The 20,889-nt window shown below is 48.6% G+C and carries 20 protein-coding genes; 7 read left to right on the top strand and 13 right to left on the bottom strand.

Features of this window, described 5'->3' with window-relative positions; genetic code table 11:
- The first annotated feature begins 384 nt into the window (after window positions 1–384).
- Both ACP15Y_RS05860 and ACP15Y_RS05855 read left to right on the top strand, forming a co-directional pair.
- Window positions 385–1,104, top strand: coding sequence for a hypothetical protein (locus ACP15Y_RS05860; protein WP_424982066.1), 720 nt, complete (start codon window positions 385–387; stop codon window positions 1,102–1,104).
- Between the two features lie 219 nt (window positions 1,105–1,323).
- Window positions 1,324–1,914, top strand: coding sequence for a hypothetical protein (locus ACP15Y_RS05855; protein ID WP_424982065.1), 591 nt, complete (start codon window positions 1,324–1,326; stop codon window positions 1,912–1,914).
- 40 nt (window positions 1,915–1,954) lie between these two features.
- Here the strand turns inward: ACP15Y_RS05855 and ACP15Y_RS05850 are convergent, their stop codons facing one another.
- Window positions 1,955–2,338 (bottom strand): hypothetical protein, encoded by a 384-nt coding sequence (locus ACP15Y_RS05850; RefSeq protein WP_424982064.1) that lies wholly within the window; start codon window positions 2,336–2,338, stop codon window positions 1,955–1,957.
- Window positions 2,339–2,517: 179 nt separating this feature from the next.
- Entirely contained in the window at window positions 2,518–2,874 is a 357-nt protein-coding gene (locus ACP15Y_RS05845; protein WP_424982063.1) for a hypothetical protein, read from the bottom strand.
- Between the two features lie 180 nt (window positions 2,875–3,054).
- Between ACP15Y_RS05845 and ACP15Y_RS05840 the strand changes: the two genes are divergently transcribed.
- Window positions 3,055–3,693, top strand: coding sequence for an excalibur calcium-binding domain-containing protein (locus ACP15Y_RS05840; protein WP_424982061.1), 639 nt, complete (start codon window positions 3,055–3,057; stop codon window positions 3,691–3,693).
- 52 nt (window positions 3,694–3,745) lie between these two features.
- Here ACP15Y_RS05840 and ACP15Y_RS05835 read toward each other — a convergent pair whose 3' ends face one another.
- The gene (locus ACP15Y_RS05835) at window positions 3,746–4,975 is read right to left on the bottom strand and encodes a tyrosine-type recombinase/integrase (RefSeq protein ID WP_424982060.1); all 1,230 of its coding nucleotides are present in this window, start codon (window positions 4,973–4,975) and stop codon (window positions 3,746–3,748) included.
- Window positions 4,976–5,450: 475 nt separating this feature from the next.
- Between ACP15Y_RS05835 and ACP15Y_RS05830 the strand changes: the two genes are divergently transcribed.
- From ACP15Y_RS05830 to cueR, 4 genes are all read left to right on the top strand, one after another.
- Entirely contained in the window at window positions 5,451–6,305 is an 855-nt protein-coding gene (locus ACP15Y_RS05830) for a hypothetical protein (RefSeq protein WP_424982059.1), read from the top strand.
- Window positions 6,306–7,012: 707 nt separating this feature from the next.
- Entirely contained in the window at window positions 7,013–7,303 is a 291-nt protein-coding gene (locus tag ACP15Y_RS05825; protein ID WP_424982058.1) for a DUF2218 domain-containing protein, read from the top strand.
- Window positions 7,304–7,374: 71 nt separating this feature from the next.
- A complete protein-coding gene (locus ACP15Y_RS05820) occupies window positions 7,375–8,751 on the top strand; it encodes a multicopper oxidase family protein (protein ID WP_424982057.1) in 1,377 nt (458 codons plus the stop codon).
- Window positions 8,752–9,082: 331 nt separating this feature from the next.
- Window positions 9,083–9,484 (top strand): Cu(I)-responsive transcriptional regulator, encoded by a 402-nt coding sequence (gene cueR / locus ACP15Y_RS05815; RefSeq protein ID WP_424982056.1) that lies wholly within the window; start codon window positions 9,083–9,085, stop codon window positions 9,482–9,484.
- Here cueR and ACP15Y_RS05810 read toward each other — a convergent pair.
- From ACP15Y_RS05810 to ACP15Y_RS05765, 10 genes are all read right to left on the bottom strand, one after another.
- A complete protein-coding gene (locus ACP15Y_RS05810) occupies window positions 9,476–10,396 on the bottom strand; it encodes a carbohydrate kinase family protein (protein WP_424982054.1) in 921 nt (306 codons plus the stop codon). The two genes, cueR and ACP15Y_RS05810, sit on opposite strands and share 9 nt — an antisense overlap.
- 13 nt (window positions 10,397–10,409) lie before the next feature.
- On the bottom strand, window positions 10,410–11,054 hold the full coding sequence (locus ACP15Y_RS05805; RefSeq protein WP_424982053.1) for a hypothetical protein: 645 nt from the start codon (window positions 11,052–11,054) through the stop codon (window positions 10,410–10,412).
- Complete coding sequence (locus ACP15Y_RS05800; RefSeq protein WP_424982052.1) at window positions 11,041–11,865, bottom strand: formyltransferase family protein; 825 nt, start codon at window positions 11,863–11,865, stop codon at window positions 11,041–11,043. The genes ACP15Y_RS05805 and ACP15Y_RS05800 overlap by 14 nt, the downstream gene beginning before the upstream one ends.
- A complete protein-coding gene (locus tag ACP15Y_RS05795) occupies window positions 11,866–13,002 on the bottom strand; it encodes a DegT/DnrJ/EryC1/StrS family aminotransferase (protein ID WP_424982051.1) in 1,137 nt (378 codons plus the stop codon).
- A 58-nt stretch (window positions 13,003–13,060) separates the two neighbouring features.
- Window positions 13,061–14,287 carry a methyltransferase domain-containing protein gene (locus ACP15Y_RS05790; protein ID WP_424982049.1) on the bottom strand — a complete coding sequence of 409 codons (1,227 nt, stop codon included), beginning with the start codon at window positions 14,285–14,287 and terminating at the stop codon, window positions 13,061–13,063.
- Window positions 14,284–14,841: a dTDP-4-dehydrorhamnose 3,5-epimerase gene (rfbC, locus tag ACP15Y_RS05785; RefSeq protein WP_424982048.1), complete on the bottom strand. Its 558-nt coding sequence runs from the start codon at window positions 14,839–14,841 to the stop codon at window positions 14,284–14,286. Before rfbC ends, ACP15Y_RS05790 begins: the two co-directional genes overlap by 4 nt.
- Window positions 14,838–15,899: a CDP-glucose 4,6-dehydratase gene (rfbG, locus tag ACP15Y_RS05780; protein WP_424982047.1), complete on the bottom strand. Its 1,062-nt coding sequence runs from the start codon at window positions 15,897–15,899 to the stop codon at window positions 14,838–14,840. The genes rfbC and rfbG overlap by 4 nt, the downstream gene beginning before the upstream one ends.
- A 6-nt stretch (window positions 15,900–15,905) precedes the next feature.
- Entirely contained in the window at window positions 15,906–16,679 is a 774-nt protein-coding gene (gene rfbF, locus ACP15Y_RS05775) for a glucose-1-phosphate cytidylyltransferase (protein ID WP_424982046.1), read from the bottom strand.
- A complete protein-coding gene (locus tag ACP15Y_RS05770; RefSeq protein WP_424982045.1) occupies window positions 16,676–19,114 on the bottom strand; it encodes a tetratricopeptide repeat protein in 2,439 nt (812 codons plus the stop codon). Before ACP15Y_RS05770 ends, rfbF begins: the two co-directional genes overlap by 4 nt.
- A 144-nt stretch (window positions 19,115–19,258) precedes the next feature.
- Window positions 19,259–20,839, bottom strand: a complete 1,581-nt coding sequence (locus ACP15Y_RS05765) for a peptide ABC transporter substrate-binding protein (protein ID WP_424982044.1) — start codon at window positions 20,837–20,839, stop codon at window positions 19,259–19,261.
- Between the last annotated feature and the right edge of the window lie 50 nt (window positions 20,840–20,889).

Below are 20,889 nucleotides of genomic sequence, written 5' to 3'. Positions count from 1 at the left end.
GTGTTCTGCTGTATTCACGATACGGGTGACAAAGCGATGCCCAACCAGCGTTGACTGATTTAGTCGCAGTAAAATGGCTCTTAGTCCCTTTACAGCTGTACCTGCACTAAGCAGAGAACAACCATTAGTGTTCGTTGTGGACATCTGCTTCTCAGGTTTAAAAGGCTACGTTCACGGCCCGTATTTATGCTAGGTGCAGTATTTGGCAAGAGTGTCAAAGCTGGTTTTGTTCTGACGCGCATGCCTTTCTTGTCTATTGGCGCCTTCGTGAAACATTTATGTCGGCAACATCATGACAGCATTTAGTCGAATATAGAATTTTTGCAAAACGTAACTTGGCACTGAGTTTTTTCTAAGATAGGTGCACTATTTAGGGGATTTAGGATGACAATGCTCCTTGATAATATTCTTAAGGACTACATCGCCAATTTCTGGGGATATGGTGATCTCAAAGCGCCTATTTGGTTCGTTGGAATGGAAGAAGGAGGCGAGTTGGAGAGCAACGAGTTTAATCGTGTGCTAGAACAATGGAATGAGGAAGGTCAACCTCGAGTTGTTGATATCTGCCCCCCAAATAGCTCACCCTCCAATCCGTGGTTCAACACTTCCAATCCGCCTATTCAAAAAACCTGGGGCAAGCTGATTAGAGCGACTTTGCGGGCGACGAATAAAAGTGTCACCAATGAAACAATCAGAACATATCAACGTTACCAGCTTGCACGACCTAACGGGGACACAAGCCTGCTGGAGCTAATGCCTTTGCCCTCAACAAAAATTGCAGAGTGGCCATACATAAATCAGTCCGAGCTACCCTTTTTGCAATCTCGAAAGGCCTATATGGATAAGGTTTGTCCGGACCGTATTTCTGGGCTCAAAAAGTTAATCATAAATTGGACACCAAAAATCGTCGTTTTTTACAGCGCGACGTACCTTTGTTATTGGAATGACATCGTGGGCAAGGAAGAAGATTGGCATGACAACGGCCTTTTTAAAACAGTCAGAATGGGAGATGTTCAGTTCTACTGCATTCAACATCCAACTAGCCGAGGCGTGACGAATGAGATCTACAATCAACTTGGTTCCCATATGGCTTCAGCAATGTAGCACGAACGACCATGCCTTCAGTTATTCGACCTCCGAGTAGGTCGAATTGTCCGCATTGCCGACTACAGCTGTGAGCCGATCTAGCGCTGAATAAACCCATTTCGATTAGCGACCAAAGCCATCCCTGTGTCAAAGTCCATAAATTTATTCGACAAAAAATTCGATTTTAATTTTTTGTCCAGACGGCTTTACGTTTAATGTGCCTAAATGAATGTTTAAATGGGTGATATCATGGCAACGTTCTTAGGATATGATCCTGGCGGTCTCGGTAAAAACGGGGTTGCCGCAATTGAATTAGGCTCAATCACGCCTACTGTTTTGGACACAGCCCTAGTGCGTGACGCTTCTGAGGCGATAGTATGGCTATCTAAGTATTCCTTAAATGCAAGAGCACTCGGTATCGACACACTCCTTGCTTGGTCGCTTAGTGGTCGGCGAGCTTGTGATGAAGAGTTACGGAGCAAGTACGGCGGGCACTCGGTTATTTCGCAGAACTCTCTATATAGTGCAATGACAATTAACGGTGCGATTGTAGCAAAGCGCATGGGGTTGCCAGCCTATGAGAGCCATCCAAAACTATTGTTGAAAACCCAAGATGCGAACGTCATCCGGCCCGCTTACCACAAATCAGTCTCCGAGAAAAATACAGATCATGAAGGAGATGCTATCATTGCCGCATATTGTGCGGCTATGGGCTATACTCAACGATGGTCTAATGATCTCTTCTCCGAATTCGAGGATGACCTTGAAATGGTGGTGCCAAACGCCAGATACCCTTGGTTTGAAAATGTTCAAACCCAAAAGTCATAGTCGAAAAAATCTGCTATCTTGCGAACACAATATCGGCATTTCAATCCGCAAACTCATCAGCACGGTTACAAGCGCCGTGACTTACAATGGTTTCAAGACCAAGTGTAACTACCTCAGTGTAAAATTGCCCCCTATTAAATAATTTGGCCAATGTGCCTGGCGCAAATACAATATTGGTGAAAAATGACCCGGAATCCTTAAATTCTGCTAGGTACTTGTCACAGCCATCCGTGTCACAACGTTGATATGTGCCAGCCTCTTGGTCGACTATCAAATATATCGGAGTTTTAGTTTCTTCACACGGACTCTGTACGTCACAGGTTGCTTGCTGAAAGGGCTTGCAGATTAATTGTGCGGCGGCGGCTGGCATTGTAAGCATTGCCGTCACTGCTAGTCCGGCAGCGATTTTCCAAATTTGCTTCATATTAGATCTATTCCCGCGTCTGTGCAGCAAACCGAAGTTCGACTCTTGATTTCTTTTTAAACCATCCCTTAGGATTGCACTAGGCCGAACAGGTTTACGGTTAAGCCATTTCGTATGTAACAAACTCAGCTTTTTATAACAGAACAGCACCACCCTGAACTCGAGCAGATGCCTGTTGGTCAATCGGCGCCAACTTGTGAAAGTTTCCGCAATATTGTCGCTGCATCCCAAAGGTCTTGTTCTGTGAGTTCAGGGTGGTCATTGCGCCTGCTTGGTCCACCGCAAGGATCGATAGCAAAGCTACCTAACTGCTCAAGGCGCAAATAGATTTCATCTGCATGGTTTGTGTAAAATGATTTGACGTCGTTGGCAGACCTGAAGCCAAACCGCTTTTGCAGCCGCGCAAGTACCAGGCTTTGTCGCTCAATTTTCATCGCTGAGCGAATATAGATATCGTTTGGCGCTTCATCATTGCCAATGAGATAAATAAGCTCCAATTGTCCCTTGGACATGCGCTGTGGCAGGGCATCTGTCATGCCAACATTTCCCAAAATATGAATCTAAATATGCAGCCATTGTGCCAGCAAATTGGCCAAGTGTGAAGGTCTGTGTTTGTCTGATGAACGGGCGGCATGCGCTAAAGGTTTATTGATAATGATCTATTAGTGTTTGCTCATATTTAGCACATTTGCGGACAAAACAGGTTGCGATCAGATATGTCACAGCGCCAAGGCCGCACAAGCCGTGCACCAGAAAAACCACTTATTGATGTTCGTATGATCTTGGTGCTTGCAATGCTTGCGACCGTGTCATTCTTTGCTGTGGTCTGGCTCGCTCGGGGGTGGACACCGCCACAAACCGTTAGGCACTTTGTGGCAGCCGCCGGATGTGATGCTGCGGCGAGTGCGGGTGTTTATGAAACCGAAAGGGGATCACCAGGCTATTGGCAACATCTTGATGACGACCACAATGGCGTCGCTTGTGAATTAACAAAGCGGCCAACAGTCGGTCTATGTAGCGGTGGCAACAGAGCAGCGCGCCGTGTCACTTGTGTTGTGGATGGCGATACCATTTGGGAAGAAGGTAACAAACTTCGCTTCTTGGATATTGATGCCGCTGAAACCGATAGTAAGGCAAGTTGTGCGGCAGAGCGTGTTGCCGCAGCAAAGGGCGCACAGATGGTGATTGAGGTCATGCAGACTGGTTATCGCATCCATTATACCGGCCGCACAGGTGGTTATGGGCGTGATCTTGTCAAAATGTACAACTCAGGTGGTCAGGATGTTGGGCAGTTGTTGATCCAACAAGGTTTTGCGCAACCTTGGCCGAACAGTTCAAATCCGTGGTGTGATTGAGGTTGGCAGTGCAGGGCATAAAGCCCCGTATCAGGCAAAGTTGCCAACTGCTTCAAGTTTGGTCTGCGGACTTGCCCGCAATTCGCCGAAAAACATCCCCAGTTTGCTCGCTGTATTGCCGCTGTGCCTCTAACAAGTGATGAGCGTAGCGCATTGTTGTTTGTGCTGATTTGTGCCCAAGCAATGAACCTGCCTGCGCCAACGATTGTCCGGTCATGACTGAGTGCGATGCGAATGTGTGGCGCAGGCTGTGGAGTGTGGCCGTTTTATCGATCTGGGCACTTTCACGTATTCGGTACCAGGGCCTGGTCAACGCAATGGGTTTGCCTGCCGCGCTGCTTTCGAGGACCAAACCTGACTGCTGATCACGGTATAAACTCTTCAGCACATCTAGTGCCATGCTGTTCAACGGCACCAAGCGTGAGCCGGTTTTGCTGTCTGGCAGGAATATTGTGCCACGCGCCATGTCGACATGCTGCCAGTCTAAATTCACAATTTCACCAACGCGTAGACCAGTGAACAGAAGCAGGCGAATACCAGCAGTTGCTGCAGGTAACTCTTTCGGTACTCTGTCAGCCGTGTCTAGTGCTTCAAGCAGGCGTCCAATTTCCGCCTCGCTAAGAAAACGATCCTTTTTGTTTTCTCGAAACTTTTTGATCCCCATTGCTGGATTGTCGGTCCGCAGGTTCCAATCTATCGCGCACCCAAACATTTTTGACAAAAGCGCTAACACACGATTGGCGATGCCTTCGCCACCTCTGATTTGTCTGCGCCCCCTTGGTTTGGCAGATAGCTTTCGCGCAGTCTTTCCCTCACGGATGTCGAGCTTCAATCTTTCAATATCAGCGCGCGTAACATCTTTGACCTTCATCTTGCCAATCAAAGGTATCACATGGTTTTCGATATTGGCTTTGTCGGTTTGAATGCTTCGCGGCTTTTTGTGAATTTCCGCATAGTCTTTGAGATAGCGTTGCGCGAGTTGATTTACGGTTTCCGCCTGTCGATCGTTCTGTCGAATTGCGCTTATGTCTTTGCCCAGTGCAACCTCTGCCAGCCACTGTCTTGCAATTTTGCGCGCTTGCTCAACTGTAAAAGTGCCGTGTCGTCCAATCGATGGGCGTCTTTGTTGGCCGCTTGTGGTGCGATAATAGACAAAATAGCTTTTGGTGCCTTTTTCTGAGACCTTGACGCCGAACCCTTTGACTTCGCTGTCCCACTTCACAATGTCCTTGGTTGATGGTTCAAGGCCTTCCACTAGTGTTTTCGTCAATTTTACGGCCATTTTGCCACCAATAGCGTTCCAGGTAGCAAATAGGTAGCGCGAAAGAAGGAAATATGCAATTCCTAAATGTTAAGATTAATTTGCAGTAATCGATATTATGTATATTATTCAATGTGTTGATGTTCACATTGGGAATATCCTCGTCTTTCGGGGAAGTTATTGGTTTGGGTTGAAAATCCGCGTGTCGGTGGTTCGAATCCGCCTCCGGGCACCACTTTCCCCCCTAAAATTGTCGGATTTTGGATTTGCAGTGTTGCTGCGTCCGATTATGTTGGGGCCCTCCACTCAACAACTCAATTTTAGTGGCTAAACAACCCGCACTAATGCCGGTCCGGACTGGACTTTTGTCTACCAATAAAGATGATACATTTTGCCCATGCCAAACCTGCAGTTGAGTGCGTTTTATTGCTGGCAAGGTGGGCTTAGCTATTATGGGTGGCGCCGGAGCAGTTCCGGCAGGGGGCGGGAGTATGCAGTGTCAAAGATAGGTAATGAGACATTTTATGAATACCAAAAAAGCATCGAAACGATCACTGAGTACGGTGTAACACAAAAACGATTGCAACGAGCACTCCAAGTGACTGTCGATATTCTTAATCGGGAAATGGACGGACAAGATTTCGAGGACTTTGACAACGGAGCTGACGTTCTTTTTGAAACGGCTGCTGAATTTGCCGATGTTTCAGACGACAAGATTGCGGAGTTTGCAAATATCGACATAGGTGATCTTGATTATTTTCGCGAATTCGGATTTGCCCAAGTGGACTCGGACGACCCATTCGTCCTCGCAGAGCCACTGGGTCATAAAGTTGGTCAGCATAATTTCGGAACTGTACAGGATGTTGCTTTTAAAATATTCAGTGCATTGCAAAGCATTGTTGATGATTTTCATGTCAATGAAACTGATGAATTGGATTCTGAAAGCGCCAGCGATGTACCGGAAGTGGCCGATACGAACGAACCGTCCAAAACGATTTCTCGATGGGTCGTCAATCCACTCCACAAGTTCGAAAACCAATTGGCGTACAAAGATTTTGTTGTTGGCCTTGAAAAACTGATAGCTGATCTAGAAGAAAGCAAATCTTTTGCAAATTCAGAAAATGTCGCAGAAGCTCGTCGGCAGCACTTAGTGGGATTGGTGGAAACTGTCCTAAAGCTACTCGACGCTCCAATGATCGACGCTGAATTGGTAAAAACGGGTAAGAGTGAATTTGAGAAATTCGGAGATGATCTAAAAGAAGAAACGAAAAGTGCGGTAAAAAAAGGAATCGTCAAACAGGGCATGAACTTGCTTGGAGAAATTGCCAAGTTTTTGTTGGGCTCTGGCTAGACCGGATCACCAATCAGCCTGCCGCCGAGCTCGACATCTTTGTGCTTTTGGTCATGGCCCGAGTTGACGCCATTGTGCGTGAGGCATGACTATTCAATAGTTACATCGCCACGAATGATTATGTCGGTCGCATCCAAAACAATCATGTTTTCACCTGAAGCAGTCACATTCCTTTTACTTTGCTCGCCACAATCGGTAGCCCGCTGACAAAGACCATATGCATACCGTCATTGATACTGATCGGTGCGCAATCTTTTATGAAAAGATTGCGCCGTTCACCACCCCGTTTTCGCCATTCCAATCCATCTAGCAGCTGACTTGTGTGGTAATGTCCGATACATCGAATATCTTATCGCTGGCTCGCCTTTTTGCACCACATTAGCCAAAATACTTTTTCCTCGTCGTTTCAGCTAATGATGAACTCGTCAGGCACACACTTCTCCATTCTCCCAACAATCGCAATCACTTGTATCAATAGTTTAGAATGGTTCTAAACTATTGATTTTTCTATTGATTTCTAAATTAGTCTCAGCTAAAACGCCTTCATTAAAAACATGATGATAAAAATCATGTTATGTGGTGTTTTGGACACCTAACTTTTGGTATTGCTGAAGATCGCGACCTTTTTGTTCGGCAATATCGAATCTGGAACGTGAAGCCTTACTTCACGTTCCAGAAATTTTTGGTCTCGGCCGTGGAGGATTTCGATGCAAAAATCTCAAACTCAGTTCATTACAGAAAAAGGCGCCCGATATATGGGGCAGTTGTGCAAGCATTTTGCGCACAAAATTGATGCCGGTTTTGATGGCAATCACGGCTATGCCAATTTTCCGTTTGGTACAGCAAAGTTGCGGGCAGACGAAAACCAGCTCGAAATCGCCATCGAGGCTGAAGATGACGCTGCGCTAAACCGCACCAAAGATGTGATTGAAAGCCATTTGGTGCGCTTTGCCTTTCGTGAAGAGTTGGAAAAGCTGGATTGGCGCGACGCCGCATAAATAATCTTGCGCATTGTAGGCAAGTTTTGTGTACGTTGCTACACGCTAAGACATTAAAGCGGTGAGTGAGCATGGATCGGCGAGAGTTCTTTTTGGGCGGCGCAGCCGCACTGTCAGTTGGCGCAGCTTGGGGCACAAATGCCTTCGCGCAGCAAGCCGCCGCCATCAATTTAAACGTGCAAAATGCGTCATTCGACCTAGGGAAGGGGATTACCCACGGCCTCGTCTCCACGGTCAGCAATGCGCCGCCACCTGTTTTGCGCTTGCGCAAAAATCAACTCGCGAAATTGCGAGTTAGCAATCAGCTAAGCGACTACACGACAATGCATTGGCACGGGTTGCGCATCCCCAACAAAATGGATGGCGTGCCTTATCTGACGCAATTTCCCATTGGGCCGGGCAGCAGCTTCGATTATGAATTTACGCCGCCAGACAGCGGCACCTACTGGTATCATCCTCACTGCCAAACCATGGAACAAATGGCACATGGGTTGACGGGCATTTTGGTGGTTGAAGACGAGAATGATCCGCAATTCGATGCGGAAATTGTGCTCAATTTGAAGGATTTTCATCTCGACAAAAATGGTGGGCTGGATACGCCTTATACCAAACGCGGCGCAGCACGCGGCGGCACCATGGGCAATGTGATGACCAGCAATTGGCTGCAAAACCCGACCTATGACGCGCCAGCGGGCGGCATTGTGCGCCTGCGCATCGCCGCAACGGACACTGCGCGGATCTACCGTTTGGCGCTATCAGGCGCTAAAGGCAAAGTGGTCGCCATAGACGGCCACGCGACCGATTTGGTGCCATGGCCCACAAAGGACGCGCCCTTGATCCTAGCGCCCGGTCAGCGCGTTGATATGGCCATACAAATGCCGGAAGAGGGACGGGCGGTAACGCTCAACCACCATGCGCTGTCAGGCAGTCGTGCTTTGGCGCAGCTTCGTCCAGTGGGGCAAAGCCTAAAACATCAACTTCGTGATTTGCCTGCCTTGCCGCGCAATCAATTGCCGGAGCCGGATTTATCAGCCGCCGAAACCCATGAGTTCTTGTTTGGCTGGACGCCGGAGGCCGACCCGCAAAATAATGGTTGGTGCGGCTCGCTTGGTTATTCATTTTGGTCCATCAACAAAACACCTTGGCCGGGCGATGCGGAACCAAATGTCGGGCCATTGGCCGAAATGAAACTGGGCAAGAGCTATATATTGCGCCTACGCAATGAAAGCCCTAATGATCACCCCATTCATTTGCATGGATTGGTGTTTAAATTACTACGGTCCAACAAACGCGAAATTCCGCAAATTTGGACTGATACCGCCCATTTGCTGAAGGATGAAACCATGGAAGTGGCCTTGGTCGCCGACAATTTGGGCGATTGGGCGTTTCACTGCCACGTGATTGAGCATCAAAAATCTGGCTTGGCCGGATATTTGTCTGTGGTTTAGCCCCGTTTTGCACAACAAACCTTTTATCGCTTGACCTTACATTGACTGGAAGCTTTAGAACAGTCACCATGACTGTACGCCGCAAGGGAGCTTTGTGCTGCAAAAACAGCTTTGGTTCCCAACCAGACGTTTTCAACGCAGCGCGGTGCGCAGCCTGAAACGTAAGCACATGTGAAAGGTACGATATGCCAATATGTTGTGAAGAAAAGAAGGCTGATAATCTGCCAGCATCCACACAAGAATTGTTGTGCAAAGCACACGCAATCGGGTTTTCTGAAGAGGAGTTGGCAGAACTTCTCAAGCTTTATGGACAATCAGAAGAGGTGCGGTGATGAACATTGGCAGCGCCGCAGAGCTGACCAGCCTGCCCAGCAAGACCATTCGTTATTACGAAGATATTGGCTTGATCAAACCCGGCCGGGCTGAAAATGGGTATCGTGATTATTCGACAGACGATGTGCACCGGCTGCAATTTTTGCAGCGGTCGCGAAGCCTTGGCTTCACTATTGAAGAATGCCGCACGCTGCTCTCGCTTTACGATGATGAAGGGCGCGCCAGCGCCGACGTAAAACGCATTGCCCGCGAAAAAATCAAAAAAGTGGAAGAGAAAATCGCCGAATTAGAAAGCCTGCGGTCAACGCTCAAAGTATTGGTGAAAAACTGTCATGGTGACCAGCGCCCAGATTGTCCGATTTTGGACGACCTTGCTGGCCACAATAGTCGATCAGCCTAGCAATTCTTCCCGCCACGGCGGGTTGGCGCCATCGCGTGATACGGTGATCGCCGCTGCCTGCGCGCCGCGAGACAGCGCACGCCGCAATTGATCTTCGCTTATGGTCAACAGCGTGGAGAATAGATTATCTTCCTGTAGCGCACTCAGAAAGCCTGCGGTGAATGTATCGCCTGCACCCACAGTGTCGACCACTTGCACTGGTTCTGCAGGTACGGATGCAGAAACATGCCGCCCCACAGCCTCAACCCCGTCACCGCCCTTGGTGATCAAAATGAGATCGGTGCCGAGACCTAAAATCTCTTGGATCTTCTCGTCCACTGATTTCAGTCCGGCAATCCACGCCAAATCCTCATCAGACACTTTGAGAATGCTGACATGCGGAAATAGGCCATCCAATTCGCGCCGATAGGCAGCTTCATCAATGATGAAATTGGGGCGAATGTTCGGATCCATCATCACAGGGATGTGCTGGGCTGTTTCGGTGAGCAGGCGCTGATAATAGGGGCCAGAGTTTTCGCCCAACAAGCTGATACCACCAAAAAAGGCCAAATCTACTGTGGCGGGCAAGGGCAAAACTTCATCTGCTGCAAAGTCCTGCGCTGCTGTGCCTTCATCATAAAATTGATAGCTCGCATGGCCATCGACCAAGTGTACAATGGCCAATGGGGTCGGCTTTGAACTGCGCTTCAAATGATCCAGATTGACCTTGCTGTCATGCAGCGCGAGGCGCAATTGCTCGCCTAAATCATCAGTTGCGATTTTAGAATGAAAACCAACATCCGCGCCAAGACGTCCCAAGGCAATAGCCGTGTTAAACACCGACCCACCAACCGCAGGCGCAAACCCCACACGACCATCAGTTGCCCGCATAGGCAACATATCAATCAGCGCTTCACCACAACATAAAATCACAGGCTAAATCCTTCTAAACGCGGAAATATTCTTCCAAAGGTAGTTGGCTTTGCGTGTTTGGTTTTAGCAACGGTTTCGCGCCAACTCCATTAAAAACAAACTGATTGTTGGGCACAGTTTGATTGACCACGCTTGTGCCCTGTCCCAACACGCAATGATCACCGATATTTGTGTCACCTATGATCGCGCTGTTGGGATATATGATCACGCCATCACCGATCGTGGGGGCAAGCCCGTGGTTTTTGCCAACAGTCGAATTTTGATAAAGCACAAGAAAATTGCCATATGTCGCTTTGGCCAAAACAATTCCGGCCGAATGACCAATGAAAAACACGGGGGGCATCTCAATTTCATAAAAGAGGTCGATGGCATTCATAGCCTTGTTCAGCAGAAACAAACGTGTCGGAAGCTCACGTACCCTTGTCTGAGTGTAAATTTCATTGCTGAGCAAATATAGAAACGTGCAATATTGGGTTGAGTGTAGATGGTCGAACTTGCCGGGCGTCCACATCTTAACATGTTTGATGAGGTGGTGTAGGCGTTCCAGCGTGCGCGGCAGATGCGTTTCGATCTCGGCGCACACATCTTCAATATCAGTGTCCGGCAGTAGATTATTCAGTTGGCGCGCAACATGTTCTGCAAGCTCATTGATCTGCATCTTCACGCCTTAATTGTTCAAACAAATCAGTCAGCACGTCGGCGCAGAGATGCCCGGCCATTGCCTCCCGCGCAACTTGCGGAACTACCTCAAATTTGGTGCCATTTTGCTCAAAATATGCACCTTCATATGGTGGAAACCAAAAGGCCCTCGCATAGCGGTCAATGGTGATTTGATCTGCACCTTCCGGAATTTTCTTCATTGGCAAAAATTCATCTAGCGAGTGGTAGCGAACTTGATGCTTTGGTTGTGCATCTGATGGCAACTCCTCGCCATGTTCAATCATCTCAACAAATTCTTTGAATAGGGAAATCATCTCTCTTTGCGCAAGTTGTTCCAACGCAAAACCTGTCAAGATGTCAGGCTCTATTGGAAAGCGACGTACCTTAAGCAAGGGGCCGTCATCAAAACCTTCACCTAAGTGATGGCATGTGCACCCAAATTCCTTTTTATTTTCCAAAATTGCTAAATTATAGGTGCCCCAGCCACCATATTCGGGCAAGGGCGCCGCATGGAAATTCACGGCAGCGCACTTTGCTTTCGATGCAATTTCTGGTTTCACAAGATGTCTAAACATGTAGGAAATCACTACATCTACATCATCGACAAGCGTGGTGAGTTCGCCTTGCTTTACAACCGGAACCCCTAGCGATTTTGCCGCAGTCTTGAGGTCAGGCTCTGGATACCATGGGTGGGAAATGGTGCCAGACACGCACACTGCTCTGATATTCCAACCTTGTTCATGTAGGTGGGTCAGCGCGACGACCGAACCGGGTTTGGAACCCATAAAGATGACACTTGGTTTGCCCATCTATTTTGCCTTATTCGAAAAGAAATTAGCAATTGTGTCGCTAACTTGATCAACGAGCGACAAGTCCATCATGGAGTGGAGCGGTAGCGACAAGATTTCGTGCCCTACGGCATCGGTAACGCTTAAATCCCCCTTGCGGCAGTCTTTCCAAAGCGTGAACCAATGGCCCGGCTGCCAATGGATACCGGTATCGACACCGCTCTCTTTAAGATAGGCCCGCAAATCATCCCGGTCCTCGCTTGGTACACGAATATAATAAAGGAAGGGATTTACATCGCTGAAGGTCGACTTTGGTGTTCGTACTTCAGTCACAGGCTTCAGGCGTTCCGAATAACGTTGTGAGGCGGCCACGCGCGTCTCGCGAATTTGCTTTAGTTTCTCGATCTGTTTGACACCAATCGCCGCGTGCAAGTTTAACATGTGGTAGCGGAAGCCAACCCGTTCCACATCAAATGTCCACGCACGCTTGTTCTGATACATCACCTCAGATGGTTGCTGCATACCGAGAAGGCGTAGCTCTCGAACATATTTCTGTTCCTCCTCAGTGCGCACAACTACCGCACCGCCATCAAGGCAGGTGATGGTTTTGACGGGATCGAAACTGAACACACAGATATCCGAATATGAGCCTACAGGCTTGCCCTTATAGTGAGAGCCGAAAGAGTGGCAAGCATCGTGAATGACCCGCAGTTTATGCTTTTGTGCAAAAGCTTCGACCTTGTCGTAATCGGATATGATGCAATCATAATCCATGATGATGATGGCCTTGGTCTTGTCGCTGACCAACTCTTCGGCCTTGTCGATATCCAGTTCCAGGGTATCATCATCACAGTCGCAAAATACGATATCCGCACCCACCCAACTGATGGCTTGATAGTCGGCCGAGCAATTAAACGCCGACACAATGACCTCGTCGCCCGCTTCAACGCCAGCGACAAGCAATGCAACATGCAATGCGGCCGTGCCTGTGCTGACCGCCGATACATGCCGATCAGGCGCGTTGATCACTTCCGCGATTTTTTCTTCGAACTGCGCCACATAGCTCCCCATGCCGAGCCAACCCATTTCAAGAGATTCAGTGGCAGCGCCAATTTCATCAGGTCCGATTAGTGGTTTAAATACTGGAATATCGCTCATATTGGGCCTCAAAAAGCGGATCGAGATTTCGATTCAATGTCAGTGTAACGTAAAATTTCTATTCTGCTATATTCAGCTTCGGAATTGCCCAAACAAACTTGGTTTTGCGGTGCAATTGGGGTTTCAGCGATTCCATGATTTCTGACGCGATATTCCACGGTAAGATCAAAACCGCATCGGGTTGTTCTTCAATTAGCTTTTCCGGGGATGTGATGGGAATGCGGCTGCCGGGCATATATTTCCCCTGTTTGGACGGTGCGGCGTCTGCAATCATAGGCAGCAGGTCCGGTGTAACGCCAGCGAAGTTCAAAAGCGTGTTGCCCTTCGCGGCGGCGCCATAGCCTACCACTTTTTGCCCCATACTTTTGGCATTGCTCAAAAACAGAACCAGCTCTTGCCTAATCCTTGATGCTTCCATTTGTAGCTTTGAATAGGCTGTCATGCCTTTTAACTCTGCGTCCAACTCCGCCTGCAATATGGCGTCCACATTCCCCGAGGGTGCGCGCGGGTCATCAGAATGGGTAAGAAGAACGCGTAGGCTGCCGCCATGTGTGGACAGTTGTGCCACATCAATGACTTTTAATTTTGCGTGTGCGGCGATCGAATGCACCGCGATTAACGACAGATAGGAAAAATGCTCATGATAGATGGTATCGAACTGAAAATCGCGCAGCAAATTTAAAAGGTGCGGAAATTCGAAACTGATCGTGCCACGAGGCTTGAGCAAGTGAGCTGCGCCCGCGACAAAGTCATTGATATCCGGCACATGGGCCAAAACATTATTGCCAACGATCAAATCGGCGCCGCCATATTGGGATTTGATTTTTTCACTGATGTCCAAGCCGAAGAATTCGCGGCATTGGGGAATGCCCAATTCTTCTGCAGCGTCTGCCGTGGCTGCAGTTGGCTCCACACCCAGGCAAGGGATGTTTGCCGCAATAAAGTTCCGAAGCAAATAGCCATCGTTCGATGCCAATTCGACAACAAAACTTTCCGAATTCAAGTCAAAACGATCTATGGCATTTTTCGAAAACGCAGCCGCATGTTTCAACCAGCTTTTTGAAACTGATGAAAAATATGCATAGTCCGGTGTGAAAAGGGCATCTGCCCGCGTGAAATCCTCGGTTTGAACCAAAAAGCACTTATGGCAAACCTTCACTTTCAATGGGAATGTGGCCTCCGCTCGCTTCAAATCAGTTTCGCTGAGATACGCGTTTGAGGGTGGCATTTCGCCAAGATCAATCAGATCATGTTGCAGTTCTGTTTGACAGTGGCGGCATTTCATAGGTCCACCCCATCACCAAAGCTGGCAAACGAGGGCAATTCCACATCGCGGGCTGAGAGGTTTATTGGCGGCAGCGGCCAATTGATATTCAAATCACAATCGTCAAATCGGACACCGCTCTCGCTCTCGGGATGGTAGGCCGCTGAATGATGGTAGAGCAGGGTGGCTTCTTCGCTCACCACTTGAAAACCATGGGCACATCCATCTGGTATCAGCAAGCCGCGGCGGTTTTCGGCGCTAAGCTCCGCAGCAATATGATCTCCATATGTAGCAGACCCTCTTCGCAAATCAACCGCGACATCCAATACATAGCCTTCCAGCACCTGCACAAACTTCATCTCGGCGTGGGGTGGCAATTGCAGATGCAGCCCCCGCAAAGTACCCGCGCCGTGGTTTTGGGAGAGGTTTGTTTGCGCGACGGGCTTATCCCATCCCAAAGCATGAAGTTGTTCAAAGCAAAATAGCCGGGAAAAACTTCCGCGTAGATCGCCAACAAGCTGGCGTTCCAATATTTTCACGCCTTCGATCTGTGTGTCGACGACCTCAAATTTCATGTGGCCCCCAAAAAGGCATCAATATCTTGATCACAAAGGTTTATCGCATCTTTGTTGTCGTAAAACGCCTTATACCAGCCGATCGTATAGCGAAGCGCCTGTTGACTGGTCAATTGCGGTTGCAGGCCAAATTCTTCATCAATACGCCCAACATCAAGCTGCAACAAGCCAGCTTCGTGCGGCCCATTTTCATTGGCGCTAAATTCCACTTCGCCGCAGCCGAACATTGCTTGAGCGTTTTGAATCAGTTCGCCAACCGTCATCATATCATGAACAGACGGACCAATATTGTAGCTTGCATGGCGTGTTTGGTTGGCGCTTTGGCACAAGAAGAGATAGCCAAGTAACGGTTCCAACACGTGCTGCCATGGCCGTATCGCATTTGGTCGACGCACTGCCAAAACGTCGCCTTGTGTCCATGCTCTAATAGCATCTGGGATGATGCGGTCGACCGACCAGTCGCCGCCGCCAATCGCATTGCCGGCCCGCACGCTGATCAATTTGGATTTGGTGTGCTCAAAAAAACTCTGGCGGTAGGACGATATTACAATTTCAGTAGCCGCCTTGCTCGCACTATAAGGATCATGACCGCCCAACGGATCATCCTCCCTAAAGGGCTTCCCCTGTTCCAAGTTTCGATAGACTTTGTCTGTCGTTGCGACAAGGCAGACTTCCGGCAGGTGCGAAATGCGCAAGGCCTCCAACAAATGTGTGGTGCCCATAACATTGCTTTCGAATGTTGAAAGCGGGTCTTCATATGACGGACGAACAAGAGCCTGCGCGGCCAAATGCAAAACGATATCTGGTTGAACAGAGCGGATAATGTGTTCCACTTGATCAATATGTCTCAAGTCGCCCAGATGGCTTGCCATGCGCCCTTCAAGATTGAGCAAATGAAATAGATTGGGATTGCTCACAGGTGGCAGCGAAAATCCGCTCACTTGTGCACCAAGGCGCAGCAACCAGTGGCAAAGCCATGCGCCTTTAAAGCCAGTGTGGCCCGTCACCAAAACTCTTTTTCCAGACCAAAAATGAGGGTCAAGCCTTGGCTCTGTCATCAAATGTTAGTCCCACACTTTCCACGGTGCCATGCCGGACTGCCAAGCGCGCTCCAATCTGTTTTTATCCCGCAATGTGTCCATTGGTTGCCAAAACCCGTCATGGTTATAGGCGCGCAATTGATCGACTTCTGCCAGTTTTACCAATGGCTGCTCTTCCCAACTTGTCTGATCATTTTCAATCAGATCAATACATTGCGGCGAAAGAACAAAAAAGCCGCCATTGATTGAACCGCCATCCCCACGTGGTTTTTCGTTAAACCCCGTCACGGCGTTTCCTTCGGTTTCCAAGGCACCATAACGCCCGGGTGGTGCCACTGCGGTGATGGTGGCCAACCGCCCATGCGCACGATGGAAATCGACAAGCTCGCTGATATTCACATCGGCAACACCGTCACCATAAGTCATGCAAAAGGCTTCATCGTCTGCTACATAGTGTCCGATGCGCTTCAACCGTCCGCCAGTAAGGGTGTCGATACCTGTATCGACAAGCGTCACCTTCCACGGTTCTGCGTGACGTTCGTGCACATGCATTTCATTGTTTGCGATGTCAAAAGTAACGTCGGATTTATGTAAAAAGTAATTGGCGAAATATTCTTTGATGACGTAGCCCTTATAGCCGCAACACACGACAAACTCATTGATGCCGTGATGGGAATAGAGTTTCATAATATGCCATAAAACAGGCATGCCGCCGATCTCAATCATTGGCTTCGGCCGCAAATGCGTTTCTTCTGAAATGCGCGTGCCGAGTCCTCCGGCGAGTATGACAGCTTTCATGCCTCTGTCTCACAATAGCGGTGCCACATCTGCCGATAAGCCGTTTCCATACGCTTCACGAAAGCCTGCTCATCCATTGCGGGGCTTGCTTCCAATTTTTTGCGCATAGTACTGCGAATGGCGGCCAGTTTATCGAGATCACGGGCTAGATTGACGGCAATATCGACATATTCATCTTCGGTTTGCGCCACCCATTCGCCAAATCCTGCGTGGCGTAAGATAGCGCCACCCAATGTGCCAACACTCGCGCGGTTGTAAAGCGTGACATAGGGGTTGCCCATATAAAGATGTTCAAAAAGGGTTGTGCCAGAATTGTGTGGGAAACAATCAAGCGCGATGTCAATTTCGCGCAATACATCCCAAGGAGGGCTGTTAAAACCCATGATTAAGCGATCATGCTCAATGCCAAATTTGGCAAACTTTTCCGCCACCTGATCACACATCATAGGATCTTGATAATTGCGGCTATCCAGGCGCAACTTTGAGCCATCAACGCGCTTAAGGATGTCGGCCCACACTTTGATAGTTTTCTCATTCAATCGCACAGAGCGCGACAGAGTACAAAAGGTCACAAAGCCGTTTTGCTTGGCTGGCAAGGGACTGACTTCGCCCATGTCAGATCCCGGTCGATAAACCACCGAAGGACCGTCCAGCCGCCAAACTTCACGCTCGCCAAATAAATGATCGTCTCGTTCGGGGGTGACATTCTCATCGCCCACATAATAATCGATGGCATCCATCCCCGTCGTATAGCCGAAGTCCAGCCAATGCAAAGATACAGGAGCAGGGCGCCGAGCAAAGGTCTGGAGCCGATTTCCTTTTGCATGGCCGGAAATATCCACCAAGATATCGATTTCGTCAGCCTGAATGCGCTTCGCTAAGGCAGAGTCGCTTAACGCGTTGGTTTTTATCCAATGGTCACTGTTGGCTTTGTATCGTTCGGTATAGTCGTCAGATTTCGCCATGTCCGCATATGCAAAAATCTCAAAATTTTGATGGTCCGCATGTTCAAACAGCGGCGGCAGGTGATAGGCAGCAGCGTGCTTGTAGAGTGTCGAACTCACATATCCAACACGCAACCGCTTTTCCGGTTCCTTAACGTTGGCATGTGGTAACCGTTGATCTTTCAGTGGTTGAGCAAATGTTGCATCATATTTCCTGTACCACTCAAAAATCTCTTCGCCGCTTTTGCACGGATCATAGTTCATCGTGAACAACATGTTGGAATAGGCTTCGGAATATTTTGGATTTGCCAAAATGGCCTGTTCAAAATGCTGTTGAGCGGCAGAAAATGAACCATATTCTTGATACAGAATGCCCATATTGTTGTGCGCACTAGCATATTCAGGGCGCAGCTCAAGGGCGCGTGCTAACGATTGTTTCGCCTCCACAAGCATCCCACGACGCAAAAATGCATTGCCTGCATTATTGTGCATCCCAGCCGAGTTTGGAGCCAATTCGATCGCTTTAGCATAGCTGTTGCTCGCATCGCGGCTTCTGCCCATATTGAACAACACATTGCCATGATCGTTATAGGCGTGGGCATGTTCTGGATTAAGGGTATAGGCACCTTCAAAGCAAGCCAGAGCTTCTGAATTTTCGCCCAGATCGGCTAGCGTGAGGCCGAGATTGTAATAATGGTCGGCATTGTTTGGTTCAATTTCGGCCGCCTTTTGCAGATGCGCCACCGCATCAGCAAAATGCCCCTCTTCCCGCTGCAACAATCCGAGATTCCGATGTGCGGCGGCAAACTGCGGTGCCTTCTCAAGTAAATCCAGATATTGCGTCTTTGCGTCTTCAATGCGGTCGAGGCGTTGCAATGCATGTGCGCGATTAAATAGAGCGTCCAGAAATTTTGGTGCGAGCTTTATCGCAAACTCGATGTATTTAAGACCTTTTTCGATGTCACCTTTGTCGACCAACAGATTGCTTAAATTGCTTAGGGCTTCCGGGAACTGCGGTTGTAGTTCAATGGCGGTTTCAAACGCCTGTTGGGCCGCGTTATTATTTTCCAACGCTTTCTCAACTAGTCCCAGACTGTTATAGGCTTGCGCAAATTTCGGATCAGCTTGAACGGCCAACATGTGGTGGGTACGTGCACCCTCCAAATCCCCCAAATCCTTCAGCACGCCTCCCATATTATTGAGGAAATGTGGATGATTTGGATTGGCAAGCAACGCCTTTTCCAAAAACTGTTTGGCAATGTCTGGCTTGCCGACCTGCTTGGCCAACAAACCCATTAAATGATTGGCATCCCCATTCTGCGGATTAATGTTCAAGATGGCTTTATATTGCTGCTCGGCTTGCGGTAACTCGCCTTTTTGATGATGGGCGATGCCTTTTGCCAACATGTCTTGAATTGGGCCCTGACCAGTGCCGACGCCTTGCTGTTTTTTTGCCATCTTTTCCTGACGACGACGTTCGGATCGGTTCATGGCTAGAGGCCTCTTATTCCAAAAAGAATCAATTCACTTTTGATGCTAGCATCAAAGAAATGAACGGCATAATTGCACCTCCAAATGCAAAAAGGCGGAGCGCTAAGCGCCCCGCCTTCTGTAATAAGCATCAATGAAGATGACTTATTCTGCGATTGTTACATCAGCAAAATAAGGTACACCCAATGTTGAACGCCAGAAGCCGTTCACATGTGTGCCCATCATCATATAGAGATTGCGGTGATACATTGGCAAAATCACGTGATCATTCATCATGATCGCTTCCGCATTCGCCATATGTTGCAATGATTCAGCCTGATCAACAGCCGCTTTTGCAGCAACGATTTCAGCGTCATAGCTGTCGTTGGCCCACTTGGCCAAGTTGTTCGGGCTTGTTGAAACAAAATTGTCCAAGAAAGTCATTGGGTGCGGATAGTCAGCGCCCCAACCCATTTGCGCAATCTGGTACTCAACCTTTTGCACTTCTGGGTAATAAACTTTCCACTCGCTCACATCGATTTGTACGTCGATGTTGAGGTTCTCTTTCCACATTTGCTGAATAGCTTCGAGCAGTTTTTGAATTGGAGGAGAAGAGTAGGTCATGAACACAGTTTCAGGGAAACCTTCGCCATTCGGATAGCCAGCTTCAGCCAACAACTTCTGAGCTTCTTCAACTTTCGCTGTTTCGCCCAAGCCATAATCTTCAGCTACATCGCGGAAATCTTCGCCCGCAATGTTCATGCCATAAGGCACCAAGCCGGTTGCTGGAACGTCAGCAGATTGCAAAACGAACTCAACAATTTCTTGACGATCGATGGCCATTGAAAGCGCTTTACGCACCTTCACGTCATCAATTGGGCTCGCCGCTGGGTTGAAGAATGCGTATGTGGTGCCCAAAGATGGGATCACAAGGAAAGCATCGCTTTCAACAGACAAACGAGGCACTTCTGATGCTGGTACGGATTCGATGCCGTCAACATCGCCAGCTTCCATCGCAGCCAAAGCAGTTGATTGCTGTGGGATCAAACGGAAGGTCAGCTTGTCGAGTTTAACATTTTCCGCACCGTAATAGTTTGGATTTTTCTCGAAAACAAAGCCTTCACCCAAGTTCATTTCAGTCACGCGGAATGGGCCGGTGCCGATATATGTGTCTGGGCTACGTGTCCAACCTTCAGGGTCAGCTTCCACAACATCCTGACGAACAGGGAAATATGTTGAGTAGGCCACAAGCTGCAACATATAAGGCACGCGCTGCTTCAAAGTGAACTCAACGGTGTGCTCGTCAACAGCCTTCATGTTTGGCTTGGCTTCTGCACCTTCATAAAACTCTTGTGCGCCTTCAATGTGATAAAGAAGGGCAGAGTTTTTCGCGCCGCTGGCAGGGGTCAAAACCCGTGTCCATGCATAAATGAAGTCATCAGCGGTTACAGGCTTGCCGTCTGACCATTTTGCATCTTCACGCAATTTGAAAGTGTATGTCAGGCCATCTTCTGAGATTTCCCAGCTTTCAGCCAAGGCCGGCACAATTGCGCCGTCTGGTGCAAACTTCACCAAGCCTTCAAATGTGTTGCCAATGATTGGCGCCGCAAATGTTTCGTTTGTGGTGCCTGGATCGAACGTGTCAGACTCATTGTTGACCACATAGACAAGTGAAGATTCAGCATATGCTGCACCACCAAGTGCCAATGAAGTTGCTGCAATGAGAGGGATCAGTTTTTTTAACATCTCACTCCTCCATTGGGGAAAATCCCCATTGTTATCATTCGGGCCATTTT

This window comes from Maritalea sp. S77 (assembly GCF_049801075.1).
Classification (GTDB): domain Bacteria; phylum Pseudomonadota; class Alphaproteobacteria; order Rhizobiales; family Devosiaceae; genus Maritalea.
This window is presented reverse-complemented; position numbering and strand designations above follow the sequence as displayed.

Excerpts from the sequence above, each read along its gene's own strand:
- ACP15Y_RS05860 (WP_424982066.1), top strand. The coding sequence starts at position 385 with ATGACAATGCTCCTTGATAATATTCTTAAGGACTACATCGCCAATTTC.
- ACP15Y_RS05855 (WP_424982065.1), top strand. The coding sequence starts at position 1,324 with ATGGGTGATATCATGGCAACGTTCTTAGGATATGATCCTGGCGGTCTC.
- ACP15Y_RS05850 (WP_424982064.1), bottom strand. The coding sequence starts at position 2,338 with ATGAAGCAAATTTGGAAAATCGCTGCCGGACTAGCAGTGACGGCAATG.
- ACP15Y_RS05845 (WP_424982063.1), bottom strand. The coding sequence starts at position 2,874 with ATGACAGATGCCCTGCCACAGCGCATGTCCAAGGGACAATTGGAGCTT.
- ACP15Y_RS05840 (WP_424982061.1), top strand. The coding sequence starts at position 3,055 with ATGTCACAGCGCCAAGGCCGCACAAGCCGTGCACCAGAAAAACCACTT.
- ACP15Y_RS05835 (WP_424982060.1), bottom strand. The coding sequence starts at position 4,975 with ATGGCCGTAAAATTGACGAAAACACTAGTGGAAGGCCTTGAACCATCA.
- ACP15Y_RS05825 (WP_424982058.1), top strand. The coding sequence starts at position 7,013 with ATGCAAAAATCTCAAACTCAGTTCATTACAGAAAAAGGCGCCCGATAT.
- ACP15Y_RS05820 (WP_424982057.1), top strand. The coding sequence starts at position 7,375 with ATGGATCGGCGAGAGTTCTTTTTGGGCGGCGCAGCCGCACTGTCAGTT.
- cueR (WP_424982056.1), top strand. The coding sequence starts at position 9,083 with ATGAACATTGGCAGCGCCGCAGAGCTGACCAGCCTGCCCAGCAAGACC.
- ACP15Y_RS05805 (WP_424982053.1), bottom strand. The coding sequence starts at position 11,054 with ATGCAGATCAATGAGCTTGCAGAACATGTTGCGCGCCAACTGAATAAT.
- ACP15Y_RS05800 (WP_424982052.1), bottom strand. The coding sequence starts at position 11,865 with ATGGGCAAACCAAGTGTCATCTTTATGGGTTCCAAACCCGGTTCGGTC.
- ACP15Y_RS05795 (WP_424982051.1), bottom strand. The coding sequence starts at position 13,002 with ATGAGCGATATTCCAGTATTTAAACCACTAATCGGACCTGATGAAATT.
- ACP15Y_RS05790 (WP_424982049.1), bottom strand. The coding sequence starts at position 14,287 with ATGAAATGCCGCCACTGTCAAACAGAACTGCAACATGATCTGATTGAT.
- rfbC (WP_424982048.1), bottom strand. The coding sequence starts at position 14,841 with ATGAAATTTGAGGTCGTCGACACACAGATCGAAGGCGTGAAAATATTG.
- rfbG (WP_424982047.1), bottom strand. The coding sequence starts at position 15,899 with ATGACAGAGCCAAGGCTTGACCCTCATTTTTGGTCTGGAAAAAGAGTT.
- rfbF (WP_424982046.1), bottom strand. The coding sequence starts at position 16,679 with ATGAAAGCTGTCATACTCGCCGGAGGACTCGGCACGCGCATTTCAGAA.
- ACP15Y_RS05770 (WP_424982045.1), bottom strand. The coding sequence starts at position 19,114 with ATGAACCGATCCGAACGTCGTCGTCAGGAAAAGATGGCAAAAAAACAG.
- ACP15Y_RS05765 (WP_424982044.1), bottom strand. The coding sequence starts at position 20,839 with ATGTTAAAAAAACTGATCCCTCTCATTGCAGCAACTTCATTGGCACTT.